Origin of the sequence: Acrocarpospora macrocephala, from assembly GCF_009687865.1 — a bacterium.
GTDB lineage: Bacteria > Actinomycetota > Actinomycetes > Streptosporangiales > Streptosporangiaceae > Acrocarpospora > Acrocarpospora macrocephala.
Map to the genome: position 1 here is coordinate 21546 of NZ_BLAE01000031.1, position 22786 is coordinate 44331.

General features: G+C 70.4%; 20 protein-coding genes and 1 pseudogene. 8 read left to right on the top strand and 13 right to left on the bottom strand.

Going from position 1 to position 22786, the window contains the following annotated elements; all coding sequences use genetic code 11:
• The first annotated feature begins 164 nt into the window (after positions 1-164).
• Entirely contained in the window at positions 165-1367 is a 1203-nt protein-coding gene (locus Amac_RS25740) for a saccharopine dehydrogenase family protein (RefSeq protein ID WP_155356977.1), read from the top strand.
• A 4-nt stretch (positions 1368-1371) separates the two neighbouring features.
• On the opposite strand, the gene Amac_RS25745 is transcribed toward Amac_RS25740, so the two are convergent.
• Together Amac_RS25745 and gabT are read right to left on the bottom strand one after the other, a co-directional pair.
• Complete coding sequence (locus Amac_RS25745) at positions 1372-1584, bottom strand: hypothetical protein (RefSeq protein WP_155347677.1); 213 nt, start codon at positions 1582-1584, stop codon at positions 1372-1374.
• Positions 1585-1761: 177 nt separating this feature from the next.
• Positions 1762-3114, bottom strand: coding sequence for a 4-aminobutyrate--2-oxoglutarate transaminase (gene gabT / locus Amac_RS25750; RefSeq protein WP_155356978.1), 1353 nt, complete (start codon positions 3112-3114; stop codon positions 1762-1764).
• A gap of 103 nt (positions 3115-3217) precedes the next feature.
• On the opposite strand from gabT, the gene Amac_RS25755 reads away from it, so the two are divergent.
• Positions 3218-4687: a PucR family transcriptional regulator gene (locus Amac_RS25755; RefSeq protein WP_155356979.1), complete on the top strand. Its 1470-nt coding sequence runs from the start codon at positions 3218-3220 to the stop codon at positions 4685-4687.
• Here Amac_RS25755 and Amac_RS25760 read toward each other — a convergent pair.
• Positions 4671-5297 (bottom strand): TetR/AcrR family transcriptional regulator, encoded by a 627-nt coding sequence (locus tag Amac_RS25760; protein WP_155356980.1) that lies wholly within the window; start codon positions 5295-5297, stop codon positions 4671-4673. The genes Amac_RS25755 and Amac_RS25760 overlap by 17 nt on opposite strands.
• Before the next feature lie 255 nt (positions 5298-5552).
• Between Amac_RS25760 and Amac_RS25765 the strand changes: the two genes are divergently transcribed.
• The gene (locus Amac_RS25765) at positions 5553-6980 is read left to right on the top strand and encodes an aldehyde dehydrogenase family protein (protein WP_155357052.1); all 1428 of its coding nucleotides are present in this window, start codon (positions 5553-5555) and stop codon (positions 6978-6980) included.
• 36 nt (positions 6981-7016) lie between these two features.
• Complete coding sequence (gene ppk2, locus Amac_RS25770; protein ID WP_155356981.1) at positions 7017-7937, top strand: polyphosphate kinase 2; 921 nt, start codon at positions 7017-7019, stop codon at positions 7935-7937.
• Here the strand turns inward: ppk2 and Amac_RS25775 are convergent.
• Positions 7934-8827 carry a trypsin-like serine peptidase gene (locus Amac_RS25775; protein WP_246268689.1) on the bottom strand — a complete coding sequence of 298 codons (894 nt, stop codon included), beginning with the start codon at positions 8825-8827 and terminating at the stop codon, positions 7934-7936. The genes ppk2 and Amac_RS25775 overlap by 4 nt on opposite strands.
• 51 nt (positions 8828-8878) lie before the next feature.
• Positions 8879-9928, bottom strand: coding sequence for a trypsin-like serine peptidase (locus tag Amac_RS25780; RefSeq protein ID WP_218041281.1), 1050 nt, complete (start codon positions 9926-9928; stop codon positions 8879-8881).
• Between the two features lie 165 nt (positions 9929-10093).
• On the opposite strand from Amac_RS25780, the gene dxr reads away from it, so the two are divergent.
• Together dxr and ispG are read left to right on the top strand one after the other, a co-directional pair.
• Entirely contained in the window at positions 10094-11266 is a 1173-nt protein-coding gene (dxr, locus tag Amac_RS25785; protein WP_155356982.1) for a 1-deoxy-D-xylulose-5-phosphate reductoisomerase, read from the top strand.
• A 106-nt stretch (positions 11267-11372) separates the two neighbouring features.
• On the top strand, positions 11373-12539 hold the full coding sequence (gene ispG, locus Amac_RS25790) for a flavodoxin-dependent (E)-4-hydroxy-3-methylbut-2-enyl-diphosphate synthase (RefSeq protein WP_155356983.1): 1167 nt from the start codon (positions 11373-11375) through the stop codon (positions 12537-12539).
• On the opposite strand, the gene Amac_RS25795 is transcribed toward ispG, so the two are convergent.
• The gene (locus Amac_RS25795) at positions 12532-13221 is read right to left on the bottom strand and encodes a hypothetical protein (RefSeq protein WP_155356984.1); all 690 of its coding nucleotides are present in this window, start codon (positions 13219-13221) and stop codon (positions 12532-12534) included. The genes ispG and Amac_RS25795 overlap by 8 nt on opposite strands.
• Positions 13222-13299: 78 nt before the next feature.
• The gene (locus Amac_RS25800; protein WP_155356985.1) at positions 13300-14472 is read right to left on the bottom strand and encodes a lytic polysaccharide monooxygenase auxiliary activity family 9 protein; all 1173 of its coding nucleotides are present in this window, start codon (positions 14470-14472) and stop codon (positions 13300-13302) included.
• A gap of 438 nt (positions 14473-14910) precedes the next feature.
• Between Amac_RS25800 and Amac_RS25805 the strand changes: the two genes are divergently transcribed.
• Both Amac_RS25805 and Amac_RS25810 read left to right on the top strand, forming a co-directional pair.
• Positions 14911-16500: an alpha/beta hydrolase gene (locus tag Amac_RS25805; RefSeq protein ID WP_155356986.1), complete on the top strand. Its 1590-nt coding sequence runs from the start codon at positions 14911-14913 to the stop codon at positions 16498-16500.
• 39 nt (positions 16501-16539) lie between these two features.
• Positions 16540-17382 carry a GNAT family N-acetyltransferase gene (locus tag Amac_RS25810; RefSeq protein ID WP_155357055.1) on the top strand — a complete coding sequence of 281 codons (843 nt, stop codon included), beginning with the start codon at positions 16540-16542 and terminating at the stop codon, positions 17380-17382.
• 6 nt (positions 17383-17388) lie between these two features.
• On the opposite strand, the gene Amac_RS25815 is transcribed toward Amac_RS25810, so the two are convergent.
• From Amac_RS25815 to Amac_RS53810, 6 genes and pseudogenes are all read right to left on the bottom strand, one after another.
• Entirely contained in the window at positions 17389-17787 is a 399-nt protein-coding gene (locus Amac_RS25815) for a PIN domain-containing protein (protein WP_155356987.1), read from the bottom strand.
• Positions 17772-18029 carry a type II toxin-antitoxin system Phd/YefM family antitoxin gene (locus Amac_RS25820; RefSeq protein ID WP_155356988.1) on the bottom strand — a complete coding sequence of 86 codons (258 nt, stop codon included), beginning with the start codon at positions 18027-18029 and terminating at the stop codon, positions 17772-17774. Before Amac_RS25820 ends, Amac_RS25815 begins: the two co-directional genes overlap by 16 nt.
• A 39-nt stretch (positions 18030-18068) precedes the next feature.
• Positions 18069-19394 (bottom strand): alkyl sulfatase dimerization domain-containing protein, encoded by a 1326-nt coding sequence (locus Amac_RS25825; RefSeq protein WP_155356989.1) that lies wholly within the window; start codon positions 19392-19394, stop codon positions 18069-18071.
• 48 nt (positions 19395-19442) lie between these two features.
• Positions 19443-21497 (bottom strand): LuxR C-terminal-related transcriptional regulator, encoded by a 2055-nt coding sequence (locus tag Amac_RS57715; RefSeq protein WP_307729757.1) that lies wholly within the window; start codon positions 21495-21497, stop codon positions 19443-19445.
• Positions 21498-21641: 144 nt separating this feature from the next.
• A pseudogene (locus tag Amac_RS57415) lies at positions 21642-22061 on the bottom strand (ATP-binding protein); the annotation flags it as partial.
• Between the two features lie 199 nt (positions 22062-22260).
• Positions 22261-22786, bottom strand: a 526-nt coding sequence (locus tag Amac_RS53810) for an LPXTG cell wall anchor domain-containing protein (RefSeq protein ID WP_170322639.1), incomplete at its 5' end; no start/stop codon positions are given.

Sequence of the window (22786 nt, forward strand, 5' to 3'; positions counted from 1 at the left end):
GGAGGCGCTTGCCAACAGGGGCGTTTCGAGTGCTCCCCCCGACCTCGGAACGCCCCGCGGCATGTCTGGCCACACCCCCGGCTACGGATTTCGTTGATTGAACGACCAGTCGAAACTGGTTCCTTTATTGAATGGTCAGTCAGTCAACTGATACCGTCTCCCGCATGCGTATCCTGCTTGTCGGCGCAGGTGGTGTGGGCTCCGCCGTGGTGCCCATCGCCGCTCGCCGTGACTTCTTCGAGCACATCGTCGTCGCCGACTACGAGAAAGACCGGGCGGCCGCCGTGGTCGACAGGGCGGGAGACCCGCGGTTCAGCGCGATCGCGCTCGACGCCTCGGACGCCGACGCGGTGGCGGCCGCGCTGCGCGATCACCGGTGCGATGTGCTCTTCAACGCCGTCGACCCGCGCTTCGACATGCCGCTCTTCCGGGCCGCCCTGAACGCGGGGGCGCACTACCTGGACATGGCCATGTCCCTTTCGGTGAAACACCCCGCCAGGCCGTACGAGCTGCCGGGGGTGAAGCTCGGGGACGAGCAGTTCGCGCTGGCCGACCAGTGGCGGGCCAAGGACCGGCTGGCGCTGGTCGGGATGGGCGTGGAGCCCGGCCTGGCCGATGTGTTCGCCCGGTACGCGGCCGATCACCTGTTCCAGAGCATCGACGAGATCGGCATCCGCGACGGCGGGAACCTCACCGTTGACGGGTACGACTTCGCCCCCACGTTCTCGATCTGGACCACCATCGAGGAGTGCCTCAACCCGCCCATCGTCTGGGAGGACGGCGACTGGCACACCACCGAGCCGTTCAGCGAGCCCGAGGTCTTCGACTTCCCTGACGGCATCGGCCCGGTGGAGTGCGTGAACGTCGAGCACGAGGAGGTGCTGCTGGTCCCGCGCTGGGTGGACGCCAAGCGCGTCACCTTCAAGTACGGCCTCGGCAACGAGTTCATCGAGGTGCTCAAGACGCTGCGCAAGCTCGGCCTGGACTCGGCCGACACGCTCACCGTGAAGGGCGTCCAGGTCTCGCCGCGCGACGTGGTGGCGGCCAGCCTGCCCGATCCGTCCACGCTGGGCTCCCGGATGACGGGCAAGACCTGCGCGGGCACCTGGGTGAAGGGCGTCGGCAAGGACGGCGCGCCGCGCGAGGTGTACCTGTACCACGTGGTCGACAACGCCTGGTCGATGCGGGAGTACGGCTGCCAGGCCGTCGTCTGGCAGACGGCCGTGCATCCGGTGGTGGCGCTGGAGCTGGTCGCGACCGGCGTCTGGCGCGGCACCGGGGTGCTGGGGCCTGAGGCGTTCGACTCGGTGCCGTTCCTGGAGCTGCTCACCGCGTACGGGTCGCCGTGGAGCATGCGCGACCAGTAGGGCCTCAGGAGAACGCGCGCAGGTGGCGCGGGTTGGGGACCGTGCCCTCGTGCGGCGGCAGCAGCGCTTCGGCGCAGTCGTCGCAGGCGTGCACGGGCGCGGAGTCGGGCAGCCGGCCCACCAGCACGCGCGGCCGGGGCCACTTCTTGTGGCAGACCACGCAGGCGTCGCCGTCACGTTGAACCGCGGTCAGGCCGACGGGGTCGAAGGTCAACATGATGATCCGCCCGCTTTCCGGTCCATTCGGCCATCCCTTCGGTCGCATACCGGAACCGTTATAACGCGGTTACCGCGCGTGATCGACTAGCGCGATGTCAAGGGGCGGTTAAATGAAGGGAACGCGGAATAACAAAAGGGGCACCCGACCGCAAGCCGGGTGCCCTAGTGCGGATTCTCAGAGTTCGGAGACCGCCTTTTCGAGGATGGTGAGCCCTTCCTCAAGCAGGTGCTCGGGCATCACCAGCGGCGGGAGAAAGCGCAATACATTCCCATAAGTCCCCGCGGTCAGCACGACCAGGCCTTCCGCGTGGCACCGCTTGGCGATCTCGCCCGCGGCGGTCGGGTGCGGGTCCTTGGTGCCGGGCACGACCAGCTCGATCGCGGTCATCGCCCCCCGTCCCCGGACGTCGCCGATGATCGCGAACCGCTCCTGGAGCCCGCGCAGCCGGGGCAGCATGATCTCGCCGATCCTGGCGGCCTTCGCGACCAGCCCGTCCGCCTCGATCGTCTCCAGCACGCCGAGGGCCGCCTCGCAGGCCAGCGGATTGCCGCCGTAGGTGCCGCCGAGCCCGCCCACGTGCACCGCGTCCAGCAGCTCGGCGCGCCCGGTCACCGCCGCCAGCGGCAGGCCTCCGGCGATGCCCTTCGCCGTCGTGATGATGTCCGGAACGATCCCCTCGTCCTCACAGGCGAACAACGCACCCGTACGGGCGAAGCCGGTCTGCACCTCATCCGCGATGAACACGATCCCGTTGGCCTTGCAGAACTCCAGGATCCTGGGCAGGAACCCGCGTGCCGGCACGATGAACCCGCCCTCGCCCGCGATCGGCTCGATCACCACGGCGGCCACGTTCTCCGCGCCCACCTGCTTGCTGATCATGTCGATGGCCTGCGCGGCCGCCTCCTCCGCGCAGTTCTCCGGACCGGTCGGCCACCGGAACGGGTACGCCAGCGGCACCCGGTACACCTCCGGCGCGAACGGCCCGAACCCCTGCTTGTACGGCATGTTCTTGGCGGTCAGCGTCATCGTCAGCAGCGTGCGCCCGTGATACCCGTGATCGAACACGACCACCGCCTGCCGCCCGGTGGCGCTCCTGGCCACCTTGACCGCGTTCTCCACGGCCTCCGCGCCGCTGTTCACCAGGAACGTGCGCTTCTCGTGGTCCCCCGGCGTGAGCGCGTTGAGCTTCTCGCAGACGTCCACGTACGACTCGTACGGCGTGACCATGAAGCACGTATGGGTGAATTCGCCCACCTGCCTCCGGACCCGATCCACCACCCGCGGCGCCGCGTTGCCGACGCTGGTCACCGCGATGCCGGAACCGAAGTCGATCAGCGAGTTGCCGTCCGCGTCCACCACGACACCGCCGCCCGCCTGGGTCACGAAGACCGGCAGGGTGGTGCCGATGCCCGGCGGCACGGCCGCCTGCTTGCGGGCGAACAGCTCGCGCGAGCGCGGCCCGGGGATCTCGGTGATGAGGCGGCGCTCCTGCGCGAGTCCAGGCCCGCCCTCAGCTGTGGTGCTCATGCTTTCGACGGTACGGCTCCCGCTCCCGCCTGCCGATGCTCCGCCATGGAACAATTGGCACACCCGGCTTGGCCGGAATGCACAACCCCGGAGGTAACACGGCATGGCGCCGAGTTTGCGCAGGGTGGCGGCGCTGGAGGCGCTGCGCTTGCGGCTGCTCGCGGGTGGGGGCGCGCTGGATCGGCCGGTGCGCTGGGTCGCGGTCAGCGAGCTGGAGGATCCGACGCCGTTCCTCGAAGGCGACGAACTCGTGCTCACCACGGGCATGCGGCTGACCTCGGACGACGCGAAGCTCTACGTGTCGCGGCTGGTCACGCGGGGGGCGGCCGGGCTCGGGTTCGGGGTCGGGCTGACGCACGAGGAGGTGCCCGCGGGGTTCGTGCGGGCGGCCGAGGAGGCCGGGCTGCCGCTGGTGGAGGTGCCCCGCGCCACGCCGTTCATCGCTGTCGGCAAGGCGGTCAGCGACCTGCTCGCGGCCGAGCGGTATGAGGAGATCCGAGGCGCTTTCGCCGCGCAGGGCCGGCTGACCCGGGCGGCGCTCCAGCCGGAGGGCATGGACGCGGTCGTCGACCGCCTGGCCCGCGAGATCGGCGGCTGGGTGCTCCTCCTCGACGAAGCCGGAAATATCCGGCATGCGGCGGGGGAGCCCGGCGGGAAGAAGGACGGGGCCGCGGAACTGGCCGCGAAAAGGGCTGCCGCGCTGGCGCCCGAGGTCGCCCGGCTGCGCGCCGCCGGAGCGCCGTCGAGCCTCGCCCTCGCCGCCCCCGACGAGCACGTGGTCGTCCAGCCCCTGGGCCGGCGCGGCTCCTTCGCCGTCGGCTCGGCCCGGCCGTTCTCCGCCATCGGGCACACCATCATCAACGCCGCCGCCTCCCTGCTGACACTCGGCCTTGAACAGGGGAGCGGTCCAAAGGAGGGCGGCCGTCGCGTCCGCGCCGCCGTCCTGCGCCTCCTGCTGGCCGGCGAAGTCCAGGGCGCGACCGAGACAGTCGCCGAACTCGGCGCGGAACTCCCGTCAGGACCGCTGATCGTGCTCGCCTGCGACACCCCCGACCCCGACGCGCTGGTCGCCTGCCTGCCCTGCTTCACCGCGCCCTACGGAGAGATCACGATCGCCCTGGCCCCGGCCGCCGAAGCCGAGGACCTGATCGCCCTCGCCGCCGCCCGCGGCCGGGTCGGCGCGAGTAACCCCGCCAGCGACCCCAAGGACCTGAGCACGGCCATCGACCAGGCAGAACAAGCGCTCGTCACGGCCAACCCCGTGGCCCGGTTCGCGGAACTGGCCGGGCAGGGACTGCTGTCCCTGGTCGACCCGGAGGCCGCCCGCGCCTTCGCCGCCGCCCTGCTCGCCCCCCTGCACGCGTACGGCTCCCGCGCCGACCTGGTCAGCTCGCTCCACGCGTACCTGGCCAGCAACGGCCACTGGGACGCGGCGGCGCAACGCCTCGGCGTGCACCGCCACACGCTGCGCTACCGGATGCGCCGGGTCGGCGAGCTGCTGGGCCGGGACCTGGACGACCCGGCCACCCGCGCCGAACTCTGGATCGCCCTGACGTTCAACCCCGGCGGATGAGGAAGTGGCTGATCGTCGCGGCCGTGACAGCGTCATAGGTGCTGCTGTCGGACAGATGCCCGGCACGTTCCAGACTGATGGCGCCCTGCGCCGCCGCCCACAGCGCGTCCGCCACTTTGCGGGGTTGCGTCGGCGTCATATACCCGGCCGAGATGCAGTCCGCGATCACCCGGTCGATGATGTTCAGCGCCGCCCTGGCCAGCGTCCTGGCCCGCTCGCTGGGGACGAAGCCCGGGATCGCCCGCTCGAACATGAGGCTGTAGTAGCCGGGCTCCGCCAGCGCCGCCTCCCGGTAGATCGGCTGCAGCGCGACCAGATACTCGTACGGATCCGGCCGGGGCGTGACCGCCGCCAGCCGCCGCCGGAACCGCTCGAAGCCCTCCAGGTAGAGCGCCTCGGCGAGGCCTTCCTTGCTGCCGAACATGGTGTAGATCACGGTCGTCGCGCAGCCCGCCTCGGCGGCGATCCGCCGTACGGTGAGGCTCTCCGGTCCTGACGCCATCAGCAGCTCGCTGGCCACGTCGAGGAGCCGGGTGCGAAGCTCGTCGTATCCGCTGCGCTGGCCGAGGGCGTAGGCACCTTGAAGACCGAGCGGCGCCGGGGTACCCATGAGCCACGAGCCCTTCTCGTCGAGTGGGCCCTCGCGTGGGCCCGCGTCTTGACTTAACCACGCCACGAACCCTTCAAACCGCCTCGCAACGGAAAACATCCTGAAATTGCTGCGCATCCGTGACATCAATCTGAAACATGGGAAGTTGTCCAGCGTGGCGGGGTTTGGACAGGAGATTGTGCGGCCCGGAGTAAGGAGCGTCCGGGCGGATGGGCATAGCGTGAATGTATGACTATCTCGTCGGGAACACCGGGAATTCCCCTTCGCCCCTTCTGGCTGGCCGGCCGTCCCGCGACCGGCGAGACCGAGCTGACCGTCACCAACTCGCATGACGGGCGGGTGGTGGGAGTGCATGCCGTACCCACGCCGGATCAGGTGGAGGAGGCGGTGGCCGCGGCGCACGCGGTGCGCAAGCAGGCGGCGGCGCTGCCGCTGCACGTGCGGGCCGAGGCGCTGGCGCACGTATCGCGGCGGATCGCGGAGCGGGCCGACGAGATCGCCCGCGTGATCAGCGGCGAGAACGGCAAGCCGATCTTCTGGGCGCGCGGCGAGGTGGGCCGGGCCGTGGCCACGTTCCGGTTCGCCGCCGAGGAGACCCGCAGGTTCAGCGGGGACGTGCAGCGGCTCGACACTGAACCGGCCGCGCAGGGGCGCCTGGCCTATGTCACGCGCGTGCCATACGGCCCAGTGCTGGCGATCACGCCGTTCAACTTCCCGCTCAACCTGGTCGCGCACAAGGTCGCCCCGGCCATCGCGGTCGGCGCGCCGGTCATCGTGAAGCCCGCGCCCGCGACCCCGCTCTCGGCCCTGCTGCTGGGCGAGATCCTGGCCGAGACCGACCTGCCGGAGGGCATGTTCTCGATCCTGCCGGTGCCCAACGACCGGGCCGGGTCGCTGGTGGAGGACCCGCGCCTGCCCGTCGTCTCGTTCACCGGCTCCGGGCCGGTCGGATACGCGATCATCGACCGGGTGCCGCGCAAGCACGTCACGCTCGAACTCGGCGGCAACGCGGCCGCGGTCGTGCTGGCCGACGCCGACCTGGACTGGGCGGCCGGGCGGGTCGCGCTGTTCTCCAACTACCAGGCCGGGCAGAGCTGCATCGCCGTGCAGCGCGTGATCGTCGAGGACGCGGTCGCCGACGCGTTCACCGACAAGCTGGTCGCCGCCGTCGGCGGGCTGGTCACCGGCGATCCCGAGGACGAGAAGACCCAGGTGGGGCCGCTGGTCTCGGTGCAGGCCGCCGAGCGGGTGGAAGCCTGGGTGGCCGAGGCCGTGGACGCCGGGGCCAAGGTGCTCGCGGGCGGCACCAGGGACGGCGCCACCGTCGCCCCCACCGTGCTGGCCGACGTGCCCGCCGGCGCCAAGGTCATCGCCGAGGAGGTCTTCGGCCCGGTCCTGGTGATCCAGCGGGTGTCCGGCGTGGACGAGGCCTTCGCCACCGTCAACGACTCCCGCTACGGCCTGCAGGCCGGAGTGTTCACCCGCAGCCTCGACACCGCCTTCCGGGCCAACCGGGAGCTGGAGGTGGGCGGGGTGATCATCGGCGACGTGCCGTCGTACCGGGCCGACCAGATGCCGTACGGCGGGGTAAAGGAATCCGGCATCGGGCGCGAGGGTCTGCGCTCGGCCATGGCTGATTTGACTTATGAAAAGGTCATGGTCATCACAGGACTATCCCTCTGATCCGAGATGTTTACCAGGATGTGCAATCCTGGTCACATGACCCCGAAACAGGACGATGTGGTAGATCTGCTCGTCCACACGCCTGGGCTCTGGGTCGACGACGACGATGACGACGACCCGGTTCTGGTCCGGGCGGACGGGCGACCGGTCGACACCTGGCGCGAGCACTACCCGTACGACGAGCGCATGGACCGCCCCCGGTACGAGCGCGACAAACGCCTGCTCCAGATCGAGCTGCTGAAGCTCCAGTACTGGATCAAGCGTTCCGGGGCGCGGGTCGTGATCCTCTTCGAGGGGCGGGACGCGGCCGGCAAAGGCGGCACCATCAAACGGTTCATGGAGCACCTCAACCCGCGTGGCGCCACCGTGGTCGCGCTGGAGAAGCCCAGCGAGCGCGAGAGCACCCAGTGGTACTTCCAGCGCTACACCGCCCACCTCCCGGCCGCCGGGGAGATCGTGCTCTTCGACCGCTCCTGGTACAACCGGGCCGGGGTCGAGCGGGTGATGGGCTTCTGCACCCAGGCCGAGTACGAGGAGTTCATGTTCCAGGCGCCGCTGTTCGAGCGCATGCTGGTCAGGGACGGCGTCTCACTGATCAAGTTCTGGTTCTCGGTGTCCCGCTCCGAGCAGCGCACCCGCTTCATCATCCGGCAGGTCGATCCGGTCCGCCGCTGGAAGCTCTCCCCGATGGACATCGCCTCCCTGGACCGCTGGGACGACTACACCGCGGCCAAGGAGGACGTCTTCCTCAACACCAGCACGGACATCGCGCCGTGGACGGTGATCAAGAGCAACGACAAGAAGCGCGCCAGGCTCGAGGCGATGCGCCATGTGCTGTCGCTGTTCGACTATGACGACAAGGACAAGCAGGTCGTCGGCACGCCGGACCCGCAGATCGTGCGCACCGCCGCCGAGAGCATGGAAGAGGACCACAGCGGCCACGCGTACGAGCTTTAGGCGCGTTCCGCCGTCTGGTGCAGGGTCTTGATGGCGCTGCCGAAATACGGGCCGTACATGGTGCTCCGGTCGTTGCTGTACTTGAAGCTGCTCACCGAGGTCACCGTGCCCTTCCCGGTGGCCTGGTCGAAACCGGACAGCCACGGGCCGCCGCTGGCCCCCGCCGTGAGGTCGCAGCGCAGCCCTTGGTCGTAGGTCTGCTCGTTCGGGTCGGGTTTGGTGCCGCCCGCGCAGTACATCAGGCTCTCCCCGTTGTACGGCGGATCGGCCGGGAACCCGAAGCCGTAGGCGTGCCTGCCGCGCGGCGCGTTGAACCCGATCTCCTGGGCGCCCACCACGTCCGCCAGGTGCTTTCCGCCCCGGGTCGCCACCGCCACCATGCCGACGTCGTAGCTGTCGTCGGCGCTGCGCGACCAGGGCCCGGCCACGAACATCCGCCGCGCCGGAAACGACCCGTAGGGCTCCCGCCCGGCGTCGTACCCCGGGACGAACATCCAGTTCGCCGCCCACGACCCGGTGCCGTCCTTGACGCAGTGCCCGGCGGTGACCACCAGATCCTTGTTCGCCCCCCGCACCGACCCGGCCGAGCAGACGAAGTCCACGCCGTCCATGGTCAGGAACACCCGCCCGGTGGTCCTGGCCACCGCGCCCCCCGCGCTCCACCGCGCCCCGCTGGTGGCCGCCCCGCCCCGCTGGTGCCGCGCGGCGGGGGCCACCTGGCTGAGCACCGGCAGCAGGTCGATCGGCAGCGCGGCGGCCATGCGCTCCGCGGTCCAGTAGCGGACGGGAGCCACGGCCGCCGTGTGCTCGATCACGTCGGGCAGCTTGGCCGGTCCGGACGGCCCGAACAGGGCGAGCGAAACGGCAAGCAGGGGGATGCTCGGGGTCATGGCATCCGAGTTTGGACCACGAAACGTGTTCCAGTGGCTACTTTAGGTAAATCATGTGAGAGAGGTGCGCTGCGCGGCGTTGTAGAGGGCCTGCGCCTCGCCGCCGAAGTAGGGCCCGAACATCCAGTAGTTGGCGAAGTTGTACTTGAAGCTGTTCACCGAGTTGAGCAGCCCGAGCCCGGTGCTCTCATTGAAGTTGATGAGCCAGGGCCCGCCGCTGGACCCGCCGGTCATGTCACAGTTGAGCCCGACATCTTCCGACATCAGGAAGTCGTCGAAGGCCCGCCCGCTGCAGTAGATCAGCCTCGACCCGTTGTACGGCGAAGCCGCCGGATACCCGAAGGCGTACATCTGCCGGCCCCGGCTCTGGTTGAACGCGATGCCCTGCCCGCCGACCGCCTCGGTGAGCAGCCGCCCGTCGAGGGGGGCGACCACGGCGGCGCCCAGGTCGAAGTTCATGTCCTCGCGGGAGTTCCACTGCGGGGTGGTGAGCAGGCTGGTGGCCACCCAGGTGCCGTGCGGGCGGTTGCCCTGGTCGTAGCCGGGCACGAAGACCCAGTTGCTGTGGAACGAGCCGCCGATCTTCACGCAGTGCCCGGCGGTGATCACCACGCTCCGGTTGGCGCTGGTCACGGCGTTGCCGGAGCAGGAGGCGTTGCGGCCGGCGCTGGAGCCCGAGGTGACGGTGAAGAAGATCCGGCCGACCGTGTCGGTGATCGCGCCCTCCGAGGTCCACGGCTCGCCGGTGCTGCGCGGCGAGGCCGCGGCGGCCTCCGCCGTGAGGGTCATCGTGGGCTTGACGCTGAGGGGCTTGCCGTCGGGCACGTCTAACTGGGCGGAGCTGACGAACCGGCGGGCGGACTCGGCGGGCGCGTCCAGCGGTTTGGCCGCCGCCATCCGCGCCGCGGTCCAGTAGGAGGCCACCGAGCGCTGCTCCGTCTTGGTGTCGGCGGCGTCGTAGGTGATCGGCTTGGGCGCGGCCGTGGCGCTGTGGGCGGGGGCGGCGGGCAGCAGTGCAACGGCGAGCGCGGGCGAAAAGAGGGCGGGCAGGGTGAGAAGAGGAGCCAGGCGGGCGAAGTGGCGACGCGCCGAGCGGTGCATTGCGTACCTCCGTGATGGATGTCCTGACGCGCGAAATTAGCGAGCGTTGTAGCGCTATTTCTCTTCGTATGCAGATACGGATATGGCAGGACTCGGACACAGATGAACTGATTTCTCCTGGACCTCAGTTGTTGGGGCTCCGGGTCCGTACACGAGAATGGGCGGATGGATTCCGAAACGCCGCGGTCGGTCGTCCTGCTCGGCTCGACCGGCTCGATCGGCACTCAGGCGCTCGATGTCATCGCCCGCAACCGGTTCGAGGTGGCCGCGCTGGCCGCCGGGGGCGGGCGGGTGGATCTGCTGGCCCGGCAGGCGGCCGAGTTCGGGGTCGCGGCGGTGGCGGTGGCCGATCCGCGTGCCGTACCGGAACTGAAACGGGCGCTGGCCGCGCGCGGAGCAGATCCGGTCGTGCTGGCCGGGCCGGAAGGGGTCGCCGAGGTGGCCGCGTGGCCGTGCGACATCGTGCTCAACGGGATCACCGGGGCGCTCGGGCTGACCTCCACGCTGGCCGCGCTGGAGGCCGGGCGGGTGCTGGCGCTGGCCAACAAGGAGTCGCTGATCATCGGCGGCCCGCTGGTCAAGCGGCTGGCCAAGCCCGGCCAGCTGCTCCCGGTGGACTCCGAGCACTCCGCGCTGGCCCAGTGCCTGTGGGCGTCCGGTCCGTCCGGAACCGATCTCCGGGTGGTACGGCGGCTGGTGGTGACCGCCAGCGGCGGCCCGTTCCGCGGGCGGACCCGGGCGGAGCTGGAGGGGGTCACCCCGGAGATGGCGCTGAACCACCCCACCTGGTCGATGGGGCCGGTGATCACCATCAACTCGGCCACCCTGGTCAACAAGGGCCTGGAGGTGATCGAGGCGCACCTGCTGTTCGACATCCCGTTCGACCGCATCGAGGTGGTCGTGCACCCGCAGTCGATGATCCACTCCATGGTCGAGTTCGTGGACGGCTCGACCGTCGCCCAGGCCAGCCCGCCCGACATGCGCCTGCCGATCGCCCTGGCCCTGGGCCATCCCGACCGGCTCCCTGAGGTGTCCGCGCCGGTCGACTGGACCCGGGCGCACACCTGGACCTTCGAACCCCTCGACGACCGCGCCTTCCCCTCCGTGGCGCTGGCCCGCTACGTCGGCGAGCAGGGCGGCACGGCCCCCGCCGTCTACAACGCCGCCAACGAGGTCTGCGTGGACGCCTTCCAGAAGGGCGCCCTGCCGTTCCTCGGCATCGTGGACACGGTCGCCCGGGTGGTCGGCGAGCACATCCCCGGCCAGGCCGAATCGCTGGAGGAGGTGCTCGGCGCGGACGAGTGGGCGCGCGCCCGGGCCAGGGAACTCACCGCGTAACGTCACATGAAGCTGGAGTGACTGGTGGGCGCATGGGTTGGCGTGTTCATGGCACTGCCTAGACTTGGGCTGTCGGGGAACGTGGCCATGAGCGCAAGGTGCAGAAATGTCTGTTGATCTCGGGATTCCGTCAATACCGATGAAGCCGATCGCCACGCGGCGGGTGTCGCGGAAGATCCACGTCGGTTCGGTGCCGGTGGGCGGGGACGCCCCGGTCTCCGTGCAGTCCATGACCACCACGCTGACCTCGGACGTGAACGCGACCCTGCAGCAGATCGCGGAGCTCACGGCGTCCGGTTGCCAGATCGTCCGGGTCGCGGTGCCGTCCCAGGACGACGCGGACGCGCTGCCCATGATCGCCAGGAAGTCGCAGATCCCGGTGATCGCGGACATTCACTTCCAGCCCAAGTACGTCTTCGCCGCCATCGAGGCGGGGTGTGCGGCCGTCCGGGTCAATCCCGGAAATATCAAGAAATTCGATGACAAGGTGGGCGAGATCGCGCGGGCGGCCAAGGATCACGGCGTGCCGATCCGGATCGGCGTCAACGCGGGTTCGCTCGACCCCCGGCTGCTGCAGAAGTACGGCAAGGCCACCCCGGAGGCGCTGGTCGAGTCGGCGCTGTGGGAGTGCTCGCTGTTCGAGGAGCACGACTTCCGGGATATCAAGATCTCGGTCAAGCACAACGACCCGGTGGTCATGATCAAGGCGTACCGGCTGCTGGCCGAGCAGTGCGACTACCCGCTGCACCTGGGCGTGACCGAGGCGGGTCCGGCCTTCCAGGGGACGATCAAGTCCGCGGTGGCCTTCGGCTCGCTGCTCGCCGACGGCATCGGGGACACCATCCGGGTCTCGCTGTCCGCGCCGCCGGTCGAGGAGATCAAGGTCGGCATCCAGATCCTGGAGTCGCTCAACCTGCGCAAACGCGGCCTGGAGATCGTCTCCTGCCCGTCCTGCGGGCGCGCCCAGGTGGACGTCTACACGCTGGCCGAGCAGGTGCACGCCGGTCTCGACGGCCTCAAGGTCCCCCTCCGGGTGGCCGTCATGGGCTGCGTGGTGAACGGCCCCGGCGAAGCCCGCGAGGCCGACCTGGGCGTCGCCTCCGGCAACGGCAAGGGCCAGATCTTCGTCAAGGGCCAGGTCATCAAGACCGTCCCGGAATCCCAGATCGTCGAGACCCTGATCGAAGAGGCCCTCCGCCTGGCCGAGGAGATGGGCGTCGACGTCGATCTGGACGATGACGACGCTCCCGGTCCTCAGGTCGTGGTCAGCTGATCGCGACCGGCGGCGGTTTCTGCCCGTTCTCGAAGCGGTCGCGGGCCTTTTCCAGGGTGTCCGGGTCGAAGTAGTTGCTGAAGGCGGATTCCAGGAAGTAGGGCGGGATCAGCTCGCGGACGTGCTCGGGATAGCCCTCGCCGGAGAGGGGGACCTCGATGACGGGCTCCTTCTTGTCGAGGGTGACCGCGAGCGGTCCGGCGACGCGGATCGACTTGGCCCAGGGGTCGCCGAATTCGTCGACGGCGCACATGTGCTGGGCGTAGACGGTTTTCACTTCCTCGCGCGTGGTGGCGGTGACCGGTTCGACGCCGAAGGGATCGACCGCGCAGACGACGCGGAGCTCCTGCTTCTCGTATTCGTCGCCGAAGTCGTGGCCGTGGGCGTGGTGCTGGGCGGGGGAGGACTTCTCCAGGATCGTGGTCACCTCGATGGCGAGCTGCGCGCGCAACGCGTCGGAGAGGGCGTACACGGGGGAGGGCCGCTGCTGCGGCAGGCCGTCGACCGAGCGGCCGCCCGGGCCGGAGGAGGAGCTCACGCCGCGCAGGAACAGGGCGACCATCACCAGGACCAGGAGCGTGGCTCCGACCGTCCACAGCACGCGCTCGCGAGAAGCGCTCGGCGCGCTGTCCTGTGCTGAGCGGTCCTCGCTGACCTGCTCGGATGCCGGGGTGTCGAGCATCGGGTCCTCCTGACCTGGGCGGCGGATGTCAGCCGGAAGGGGCCCGGCGCGGCGCGCCGGGCCCCAGGACGTATCCGGTTACGGGCTGGTGCAGGTCAGCGTCGGAACCGGGCTGGGCGCGTTACCCGCGCCGTTGAAGCCGAACGAGGTCGTCGAGCTGGGCCCCACATTGCCGTTGTAGTTGGCGTTGCGGACCCCGACATTGGGCGGGTTCGAGATCACCGTGCCGTTCCATGGCGCGCCTTCGAACGTCTGGCCGCCGCTGAAGGTCCAGCGCACGGTCCACCCGTTGAGCGGGGTCGTCGCGCTGTTGTTGCGGACGGTCACCGTGCCCTGGAAGTGGCCCGGCCAGTTGATCGCGTTGTTGGTGTAGGTCGCGGTGCACGCGCCGTTGCCCGGGGACGGGCTGCCCGGCGAGGGGCTACCGGGAGACGGGCTGCCTGGCGAGGGGCTGCCCGGGTTGGGGCTGCCCGGGTTGGACGGCGAGCTCTGGTTCGGGCCGACGCCGGTGACCTGGCCGGTGCCGCCGTCGAAGACGACGTCAGAGCAGCTGAAGAAGTTCTCCGCGCTGTCCGAGCGCACCCACTGGATGTAGATGATGTGCCGGCCGCTCTTGCCCGAGGGCAGCTGCTGGTTCCAGAAGTAGTAGTTCAGGGCGCCGGGACCGCCGCTCTGCGGCGGGTTGGTGACGCTGCCGAACGACTCCAGGTCGGACCAGGCCAGCGGCCCGTTCGCGTTCCAGCCGTTCCGGGTGATGTACAGGTGGAAGGTGCCCGGGTGGGCCGCCCAGTTGCTGTACCGGAACTGGTAGCTGGCGCCCGAGGTCAGGTGCGTCGTCGGCCAGTCGGTCCTGGCGGCGTTGTAGCCGGAGAAGTTGTAGGGGCCACCGGTGCCGCCGCTGCAGATCTGACCGTCCGGGATGAAGCCGGTGGTCCGGCCGGCCGCGTCGGAGCGGAGCACGGCGAACCAGTTGTACAGCGGCGTGGTGCCGTTGGCGGCGATGGCGGAGGCGCATGCCGGGTTGTACGCCTGGATCTGCCCGTTCTCACGGAGCCCGTCCTGCCAGCACAGGAACGTACGAGCGCCGGGGAACATGTTGACGCCGTGCGCCGTCGCCTGGGTGGGGGTGACCACGAGGCCAGTCCCGAGCGCCAGGAGCAGTGCGGCGGCCCAAACGGTCAGACGTCTCCTGATTCTCTTTCCTTGATCCAGCGTGGCTCGCAGAGCCACGTTGCCTGTCGAGTTCACCATGAGTTCCCTTCCGGCCAGCCCGGGAATAGCGGGGATGGCCGTAGTCCAGCCTCAGAAAGCGGGCGTCTGGCTTCGCTGCGGGCCCCGGCCGCGACGCCGACTCCCCTGCAGTGCCTTGATGGTGCGGGTGATTTTCTGGGGCGTACAGGACGGCGCTCTGCGGGCCGCCTGAACCGGACACGCGAGGACCGGCGAGGGCGTGGCGCGGGCCCCGGATCACGTGCGCAGACACTCCCGCGAAGATCGCCCCCAACGGGAATATTGGCTGGTGAACCCGTTGAAACATTCATCACTTAGGGAATCTCGGACATGGTGAATGTGATTACAGAGAGCAACATTGTGACTACACAGTGATAGCGATCAGGGGGTGCGTGTGGTAGCCGAGCCGTTACGGAGGGGAAGCTGGTCTGTACCCGTCTGAATAGAGGAGTAGTGGGCGTGAGGCGAGTCGTCGGGGCGGTATCGGGGGTTGCGGTGCTCTGCACCGGACTGGTCGTGGGCCTTGGGCCCGGGGGCGCGTCGGCCCGCCCGCAGTCGATCGCCTGGGTGGCCTGCGGGGGCGCCAGCCGGGCTGAATGCGGTTCGGTCCGCGTGCCGCTCGACCCCGCGGAGCCGTACGGGCAGCAGATCACGATCGCGGTGAACCGGATCAAGGGGTCGGCGCCCAGGGATGGCAACCATCTGGGGGTCCTGCTGGTGAACCCGGGCGGGCCCGGCGCGTCCGGAACCGCCCTGGCGGCGTATGTCGCCACCAAGCTGCCGAAGGATCTGGCCGCCCGCTACGACGTGATCGGCTTCGACCCGCGCGGGGTCGGGGCCAGCAAGCCCGCGCTCAGCTGCGTGGACATCAAGCGTTACTACGCGGCGCCGCGCGCCGACAGCGTGCCGCAGAGCCACGCGGAGGAGAGCGTGCTGCTCGGCCGCGCCGAGGAGTTCGCCACGGGCTGCGCCAACCGGTGGTCCTGGTTCCTGCCGTATCTCAACACCGAGAACACCGCCCGCGACCTGGACGTGATCCGCCAGGCCCTGGGCGAGGAGAAGATCAGCTACCTGGGCTACTCGTATGGCACCTATCTCGGCGCGGTCTACGCCACCCTGTTCCCGCAGCGCGTGCGGCGCATGGTGCTGGACAGCGTGGTGGACCCGGAGGAGGTCTGGTATCAGGCGAACGTCGCCCAGAACTACGCCTTCGACCGGCGGCACCGCGACTTCCTGTCCTGGGTGGCCGCCAACGATTCCGTCTACCGGATCGGCAACACCCTCAGGGCCGCCGAGTTCGCCTGGTATGCGATGCGCCAGCGGCTGCGGAGCCGCCCGGCCGGGGGGGTCGTCGGCCCGAGCGAGCTCGACGACATCTTCATGGTGGGCGGCTACACCAACCTCGTCTGGCCGCAGCTGGGCCGGCTCTTCTCCGAATACGTCCGCTCCGGTGACACGACCGGCCTGGTCGAGGCCTACCACAAGCACGCGGAGAACGACGCCGCCGACGAGAACGGCTACGCGGTGTATCTGGGCGTGCAGTGCCGGGACGCGGCCTGGCCAAAAGCCTGGGCCCAATGGCATGCCGACGCCGCCCGGGTGCACGCCAAGGCGCCCTTCATGGCCTGGCCCAACACCGTCTACAACGCGCCCTGCGTGTTCTGGCCCGAGCGGGGCGTGAAACCGGTCAAGGTCGGGACGAAGGATCTGCCGCCGGTGCTGCTCGTCCAGGCGGAGCGGGACGCGGCCACGCCGTACGAGGGGGCGCTGAGCATGCGGGCGGCGTTCCCGACCGCGCGGCTGGTGACCGAACCCGGGGGCAACCACGGGGTCGCGCTCAGCGGCAACGCCTGTGTCGACCGGCAGGTCCTCACCTATCTCCGGGACGGGGTGCTGGCGCCGCAGCGGAAGGCGGGCCGGGCGGCCGATCTGACCTGCCCGACGCTGCCGGCGCCCCGGCCGCTGACCCCGATGATGGCGGGGGCGTCGAGCGGCAGGGGGTCACTGGCGGGCATTCTCTTGGGGGATATCTCCCAGATTCCGGGGTGACTACCAAAATCGAGGTCGTCGCGTAGGCTTGGGCCCGTGATGCTGCGCACTTCGGCGTCGCGCGTGCTGGACGACAACGATCGAGATGAGGTGCTGGGGCTCCTCGATTCCGATCCGGTCGCCAACGTCTTCGTCGCCTCACGGGTCAGAGCCGTCGGTCTCAACCCCGCCCGGCTCGGCGGTCAGATGTGGGGATTCGGCCCGCGCGGCGGGCTGACCTCCCTGTGTTACGCCGGGGCCAACCTGGTCCCGGTCAACGCCGGCCGCGAGGCCGTGCACGCCTTCGCCGACCGCGCCCGCAAGCAGGGCCGCCGCTGCTCCTCCATCGTCGGCCCGTCGGCCGCGGTGGAACTGCTCTGGGAGCGCCTGGAACCCCACTGGGGCCGGGCCAGAGCCATCCGCTGGGCCCAGCCCGTGATGGCCACCTCCTCGGCCCCCCTGGTCACCGCCGACCCCGAGGTCCGCCGCGTCCGCCCCGAGGAGTTCGGCACCCTGCTCCCCGCCTGCGTCGCCATGTTCACCGAGGAGGTCGGCGTCTCCCCCGACAACGGGGACGGCGGCGCCCTCTACCGCTCCCGCGTCGCCGAACTCATCAGAATCGGCCGCTCCTACGCCCACATCGAGGACGGCCAGGTCATCTTCAAAGCCGAGATCGGCGCCGTGACCCCGCAGGCCTGCCAGATCCAGGGCGTCTGGGTCGACCCCCTCTACCGTGGCCGCGGCCACGCCGCCACCGGCATGGCCACCGTCGTCGAACAGGCCCTCAAATACTTCGCCCCGATCGTCACCCTCTACGTCAACGACTACAACCTCCCGGCCCGCGCCGCCTACAAGAAGGTCGGCTTCCGCGAGGTCGACACCTTCACCTCGGTCCTGTTCTGAGCCTTTCTAGGGCTCCACGGCGATGACACCCGGCAGATCTCCGAATCGGGCCTTCGAATCGCGACTCATCACCATGCGCCCGGATTGCAGCGCATGCGCCGCGATGATCAGGTCATGGGCGCCTCGCGGCGTGCCCGATCGGCGCACGTGCGCGAGCAAGCTCGCGTGCATGGCCGCGGTCGTCTCGGTGTAGTCGAGGACGTCCACCACCGAGGTGATCGCCGCCAGTGCCCGGGACCGGTCGGCGGCCCGCTGAGGCGTGTCGGCGAGTTCGATCCCGACCCGGTATTCGGCGATCGACACGGCGGCCACCGCGAGCTCGTCGGAATCCAGCGCGGCTCGGTCGATCGTGCCGCGTTCGTACGCGATCAGGACGTTGGTGTCCAGGATCAGGCGCCGGCCCACGGGTCCGCCTCCTCGGTGACGACCAGTTCCAGCGCCGCCGCGATGTCCTCGGTGAAACGCTCGTCAGGCGGCGGAATGTCGGCCAGGGCCGCGCGCAGATCCGCGCCGGTGCGCCGGCTGGCCGGGCGGATCTCCGCGACCGGGTGATGGCCCCGGGTGATCGTGACGGTCTCCCCGCGCTCGATCGCGTCCAGCAGGTCGGAGAAGTTGCGGGATGCCTCGGTGGCGGTCATCGTACGCATGACTCAAGTCTATCTGATAATCAGATTCCCATAGTGAGATCAGTTTCGGTCGGCGGTGCCGGCGGGGATCCACCACATGCGGCCGTCGGTCACCTCGTGGTAGACGTCGAGGAGGTCGCTGCCGGTGACCTTGCTGCGGGATTCGGCGGCGGCCCAGGCGTAGACGCCGCGGGCCATCGCGCCGGGCTCCTCCTGGACGCGGAGGGCGTAGACGCGGGCCCGGATTTCGTGGATCTTGTCGTCGTCCGGCTCGGCCTGGACCGCCAGTTCGGCGAGCTGGCAGGCGAGCCGGAGATCACCCTCCGCCGCCGCGACCACCGCCCGCCCGGCCACCGTGCCCGCGCCCGCCGACAGCTCGGCGATGGCGCGGGCGAAAACCGCGTCTGGCGCGGGTTTCAGGTTGGCCGGGTTGCCATCGTGCCAGCCCCCGTGAAGCCGCCAGATGTTACGCACGATGAACTCGGGCTCGTCGTAGTACGGCTGCAGGTACGGCCGCTGCGACAGCTCCAGGGGTGGTTTGACGGTGTGCAGGATCTCGTCGAGGCGAGCGCCCGCGTTCATCAGGTCGAGGGTCTGCTCGACCAGGCTGTCCAGGTAGTCGGCCGTGTCGACCAGGGCGCGGCGGACCCGGATGGAGCCGGAGATGGGCAGCCCGTGGCCGGGCAGCAGCAGCTCCGCGTCCAGGGTCGCCATCGTGCGCAGCGCCACCGCCCACTCGTCGGGGTAGCGCTGCACCCGCTGCGGATTACCGGCGCTGGGCGTCACCCAGACGAACAGGTCGCCGGTCAGCAGGATGCCGTGCTCAGGAACGAACGCCCAGGTGGCGTCATCGGTCTCGCCGCGCGCGTGGCGCAGCTCGAAGGTGACGTCGCCGAGCGAGAGGGTCAGCCGCTCCTGGTAGGTCAGGTCCGGTACGCGATGAGTGGCCGGCCAGTGCATCTGGGCGAACCCGAACTGCCGCTGATTGATCACCGAGTTGTACCCGGCGGTCCTGGCATATCGGGCGAACCTATTCGCCACCCCCTCGTGTGCGACGACGACTGGCCGGGAGCCCTCCTCCTCGTCGAAACACTCCATTCCCCCCACGTGGTCGAAGTGTCCGTGCGAGAAAATCGCGTACCGGACCGGCTCGGTCGACCAGGAACGCACGGCCCGGTGCATGGCCGGGGCGTCCATCGCGTTACCTGTGTCGAAAAGTGCTAGACCGGCTTCCCCCCGGATGGCGTACACGTTGCCGAACGCGGGCCACATGGCCACGCCTTCGGCGACCTCCTGGGCGCCACTGGCGCGTAACTCGGCGAGCGGCACTTCGTAGGCCTGCACCGAGCCCCGCCACACCTTGTCCGCATATTCCAGGATCCCCATGCGAGAATCCTGTCGCCCGGCTGCCCGCCAGGCCCAGTAGGGAGATCCCTAAAGCTCGCCTCGCTCGACCGCTAGGGCGAGTTCTACCCGGGATTTGAAGCCGGTCTTCGCATACACCCGGGTCAGGTAGACCTCGACGGTCTTGCGGCTGTAGTGCAGCTCGTCGGCGATCTGAGGGTTGCTCAGGCCGCCCGCCACCAGCTCGATCACCCGGCGCTCGGTCGGAGTCAGCGCTCCGGCGGGAGCCAGGCCGGCGCCGCGCATCAGGCGGGCGGCGCGGTCCCGCCACGGGATCGCGCCGAGCGCGTTGAAGGCGGTGTGCGCGCGGGTCAGCTGGGCGTGGTCGCCGATCGTGCCCAGCACGAGCCGGGCTCTGGCCTCCTCGAACGGCAGCCCGTCGGCTCTGGCCCGCTCCAGCGCGGCCCCGGCCCTGTCGGTGTCCTCGAACGCCCAGCCCATGGCCAGGTCGGCGGACATCCTGGCCCGGGGCGTGCCGTTGGCGCTCTCCTCGTCCAGCCGGGCCGCGGCCAGCCGCCCGCCGTCACGATCCCCGGCGGCGGCGTGGATCAGCACCCGCACGGCCAGCGCCCGGTGGACCACGTCGGCGATCCCCTCCGCCAGCGCCCGGTCCGCCCAGTCGCGGGCCGCGACCAGGTCCCCCAGGCCGAGCGCCAGCCGGGCGCGCATGGTGTACCGCAGCCCGGCATGGGTCGCGCACACGGGTGGCGGATCGTCCAGGACGATCGCGGCCTCCTCGTATCGCCCCTGGTCGAGCAGGATGTCCAGCTCGATGTTGCGCAGCAGGCCGTGGTTCTCCAGCAGCCCGGCCTCCGCCAGCGGGCCCGCGCCGGCCTGGATTTCGGTGAGCGCGCGGTCCCACTCCCCGGCCAGCCGCCGGATCAACGCCTGCACCCGGACGTTCTGCCCGGCGATGTCATGCCAGCCCAGGCCGCGGTGGATCTGCTCGGCCTGCTCCAGCATGGCGGTCGAGCGGGCCCGCAGCCCGGCGGTGCTCGTCACGTGGGCGGCCGATTCCAGCGCCGCCAGCCGGGCCCCCGGCGGGAGCGCGGCGGCGAAACCGAGCAACTCGTCGACGGCGCGCTGCGCTTCGGGCCAGTCGCCGTCCAGCAGGGCGCGCAGGGCCAGGCAGCCCGCGGTGATGATCCGGTCCTCCGGCGGGCAGCTCGCCAGGCCGTCCCAGGCCTGCTTGACGTGGTCGCCGAGCGGGCGGCCGAGCTCGGCCAGCAGCAGGGCGCGCTGGGCGAACAGCGCGGTCGGGTCGTCGGCGCGCGGGACCTGCTGGGCGGCGACGGTCAGGGCCACGTCGTACCAGCCCATCGCGTGCGCCGCGCCCACCACCGTGTAGGAGGTCCTGGTGCGCCGCCGTCCCGCGGGCAGCAGCGCCAGCGCACGCTGCCCGGAGTTGAGCGCCAGCGCCGGGCGGGAGCCCTTCCAGTAGGACATCGACTGGCGGGCCAGCAGGTCGCCGCGCTGGCCCGCGTCGTCGGCGACGTCGGCGGCCCGGCCGTACCAGTGCGCGGCAGACAGCGGCGCGGTCCAGCGGGTCAGGTCGGCGGCGCGCAGCATCGCGGCCAGCGCGGCGGCGGGCGGGCCGCCCTCGGCCAGGTGGGTGGCCCACTCCAGCACCCGGCGGGCGCCGGTCAGGCCTTGGCGGTGCAGCAGTTCGGCGATGCGCGCGTGCAGGCGGCGGCGCTCGCCCGCGTTCAGGTCGTCGTAGAGCGCCTCGGCGACCAGCGGGTGGGCGAAGGCGTACCCGTCGCCGGTGTAGACGAGCACGCCGTCGCGGACCAGGCCGACCAGGGCGCGTTCCCCCGCCCGGGCGTCCAGACCGGCCAGCTCGGCCACGGCTTCGAGGGTGCCGGGCGTGTCGATCGCGGTGGTGTCGCGGGTACGGCCCAGCGTGGCCAGCACCCGGGCCAGGTCGCGGCCAGGCCGGTCGCGCTGGAAGACCCGGGACAGGATCGCGCCGCGCCGGGCGTCCGGGTCGGGGGAGCGGACCGCGCCGCCCTGCACCAGGGCCAGCACCGACTCCCGCACGAACCAGGGGTTGCCGCCGCTCTCGTTGTGCACCCGGTCGATCATGTTGTCGCTGGGGGTGCGGTCCAGGAGGCTGGTGATCAGCGCGCTGACCTCCTGGCGGGTGAGCGGCTCCAGCCGTACGGTCTGGTCCACGTCGAGGGCCGGGACGTGCCGGGCCGTACACAGGATGGCCAGGCTGGGGGCGCTGCGGGGGAGGGCCGCGAGCAGGCGCAGGGTGTCGGCGTCGGCGTGGTGGATGTCGTCGATGGCCAGCAGGGTGCGGCCCGGCAGCGACTCCAGGAGCTGGGCGGCCAGGACGGCGGGGGCGGCCACCGGGTGGCCGGGGGTCTGGTTGGCGGGGTGGCCGAGCGCGGCGCGGTCGATCGCGTCGTAGAGCTCCCACAGGCCGGGCTGGGAACGTTTGTCGCGGCCCAGTGACTCGATCGCGTCCACCAGCGGCGCGTACGCGAGACCTTCGTCCAGCTCGCGGGCGCGGCCGCGCAGCACGCGGAAACCCGTCGCCCTGGCGGTCAGCTCGCCGAGCAGATGGGTCTTGCCGAGGCCGGCCGCACCGACGATGAGGACGGTCTTCGGCGTGTCGCGGAGGGCGGACTCCAGCTCGCCGACGAGCCGGGCACGACTGGTGACCCTGTCGACCTGACGTCACCCCCTTTCACGTGTGTCACAGAAGTGACGCCGTGATCCGGTTGAACGTTCACCCAGCGGGCGTAGGAATCGTAAATGGCCGGAGCGGCGGTGACCAGGGTCTCAAACGAAGAGCTCCCGGGGTCGCCGGGAGCTCGTCGCGGTCGTGCCGTCGCGGCCGTTAGATGTTGCGCCGGCGGCGGCGGGTGATCAGCAGGATGACGCCGCCCAGGGTGAGCAGGATCACGCCCGCGCCGAGGACGGGGATCATGATCGTGCCGGTCTGCGGCAGCAGGGGCCCGGGTGTGTCGCAGCAGGTGGGGCCGGTGTCGCAGCAGGTGGGACCGTGGTCGGGACGGTCGAAGTCGTCGCCATGGTCCGGGTGGTCGAAGTGGTCCGGGTGGTCGAAGTGGTCCGGGTGGTCGAAGTGATCGCCACGGCCGGGATGGTCGAAGCGGTCGACATCCACCGGGATGGCGTTGTCGATTTGGTCGGGAATGTGGACGGGATGCTCGCGGGGCACGCAGGTGTCACGGTTGAACGGTTGCTCATCTGTCCCGTGGTCTGCCTGAGCTACGGGCCTCCCCTTGTCGTCACACCAGTTGATCTCGGTGGGCGTGTCCTCCTTCACATGCACCCGTACCCGCTCCGGTGCCTCGTCGATGTCGTCGATGGCGATCTTCAGCGCCGGGGGTCCGGGCTTCGGG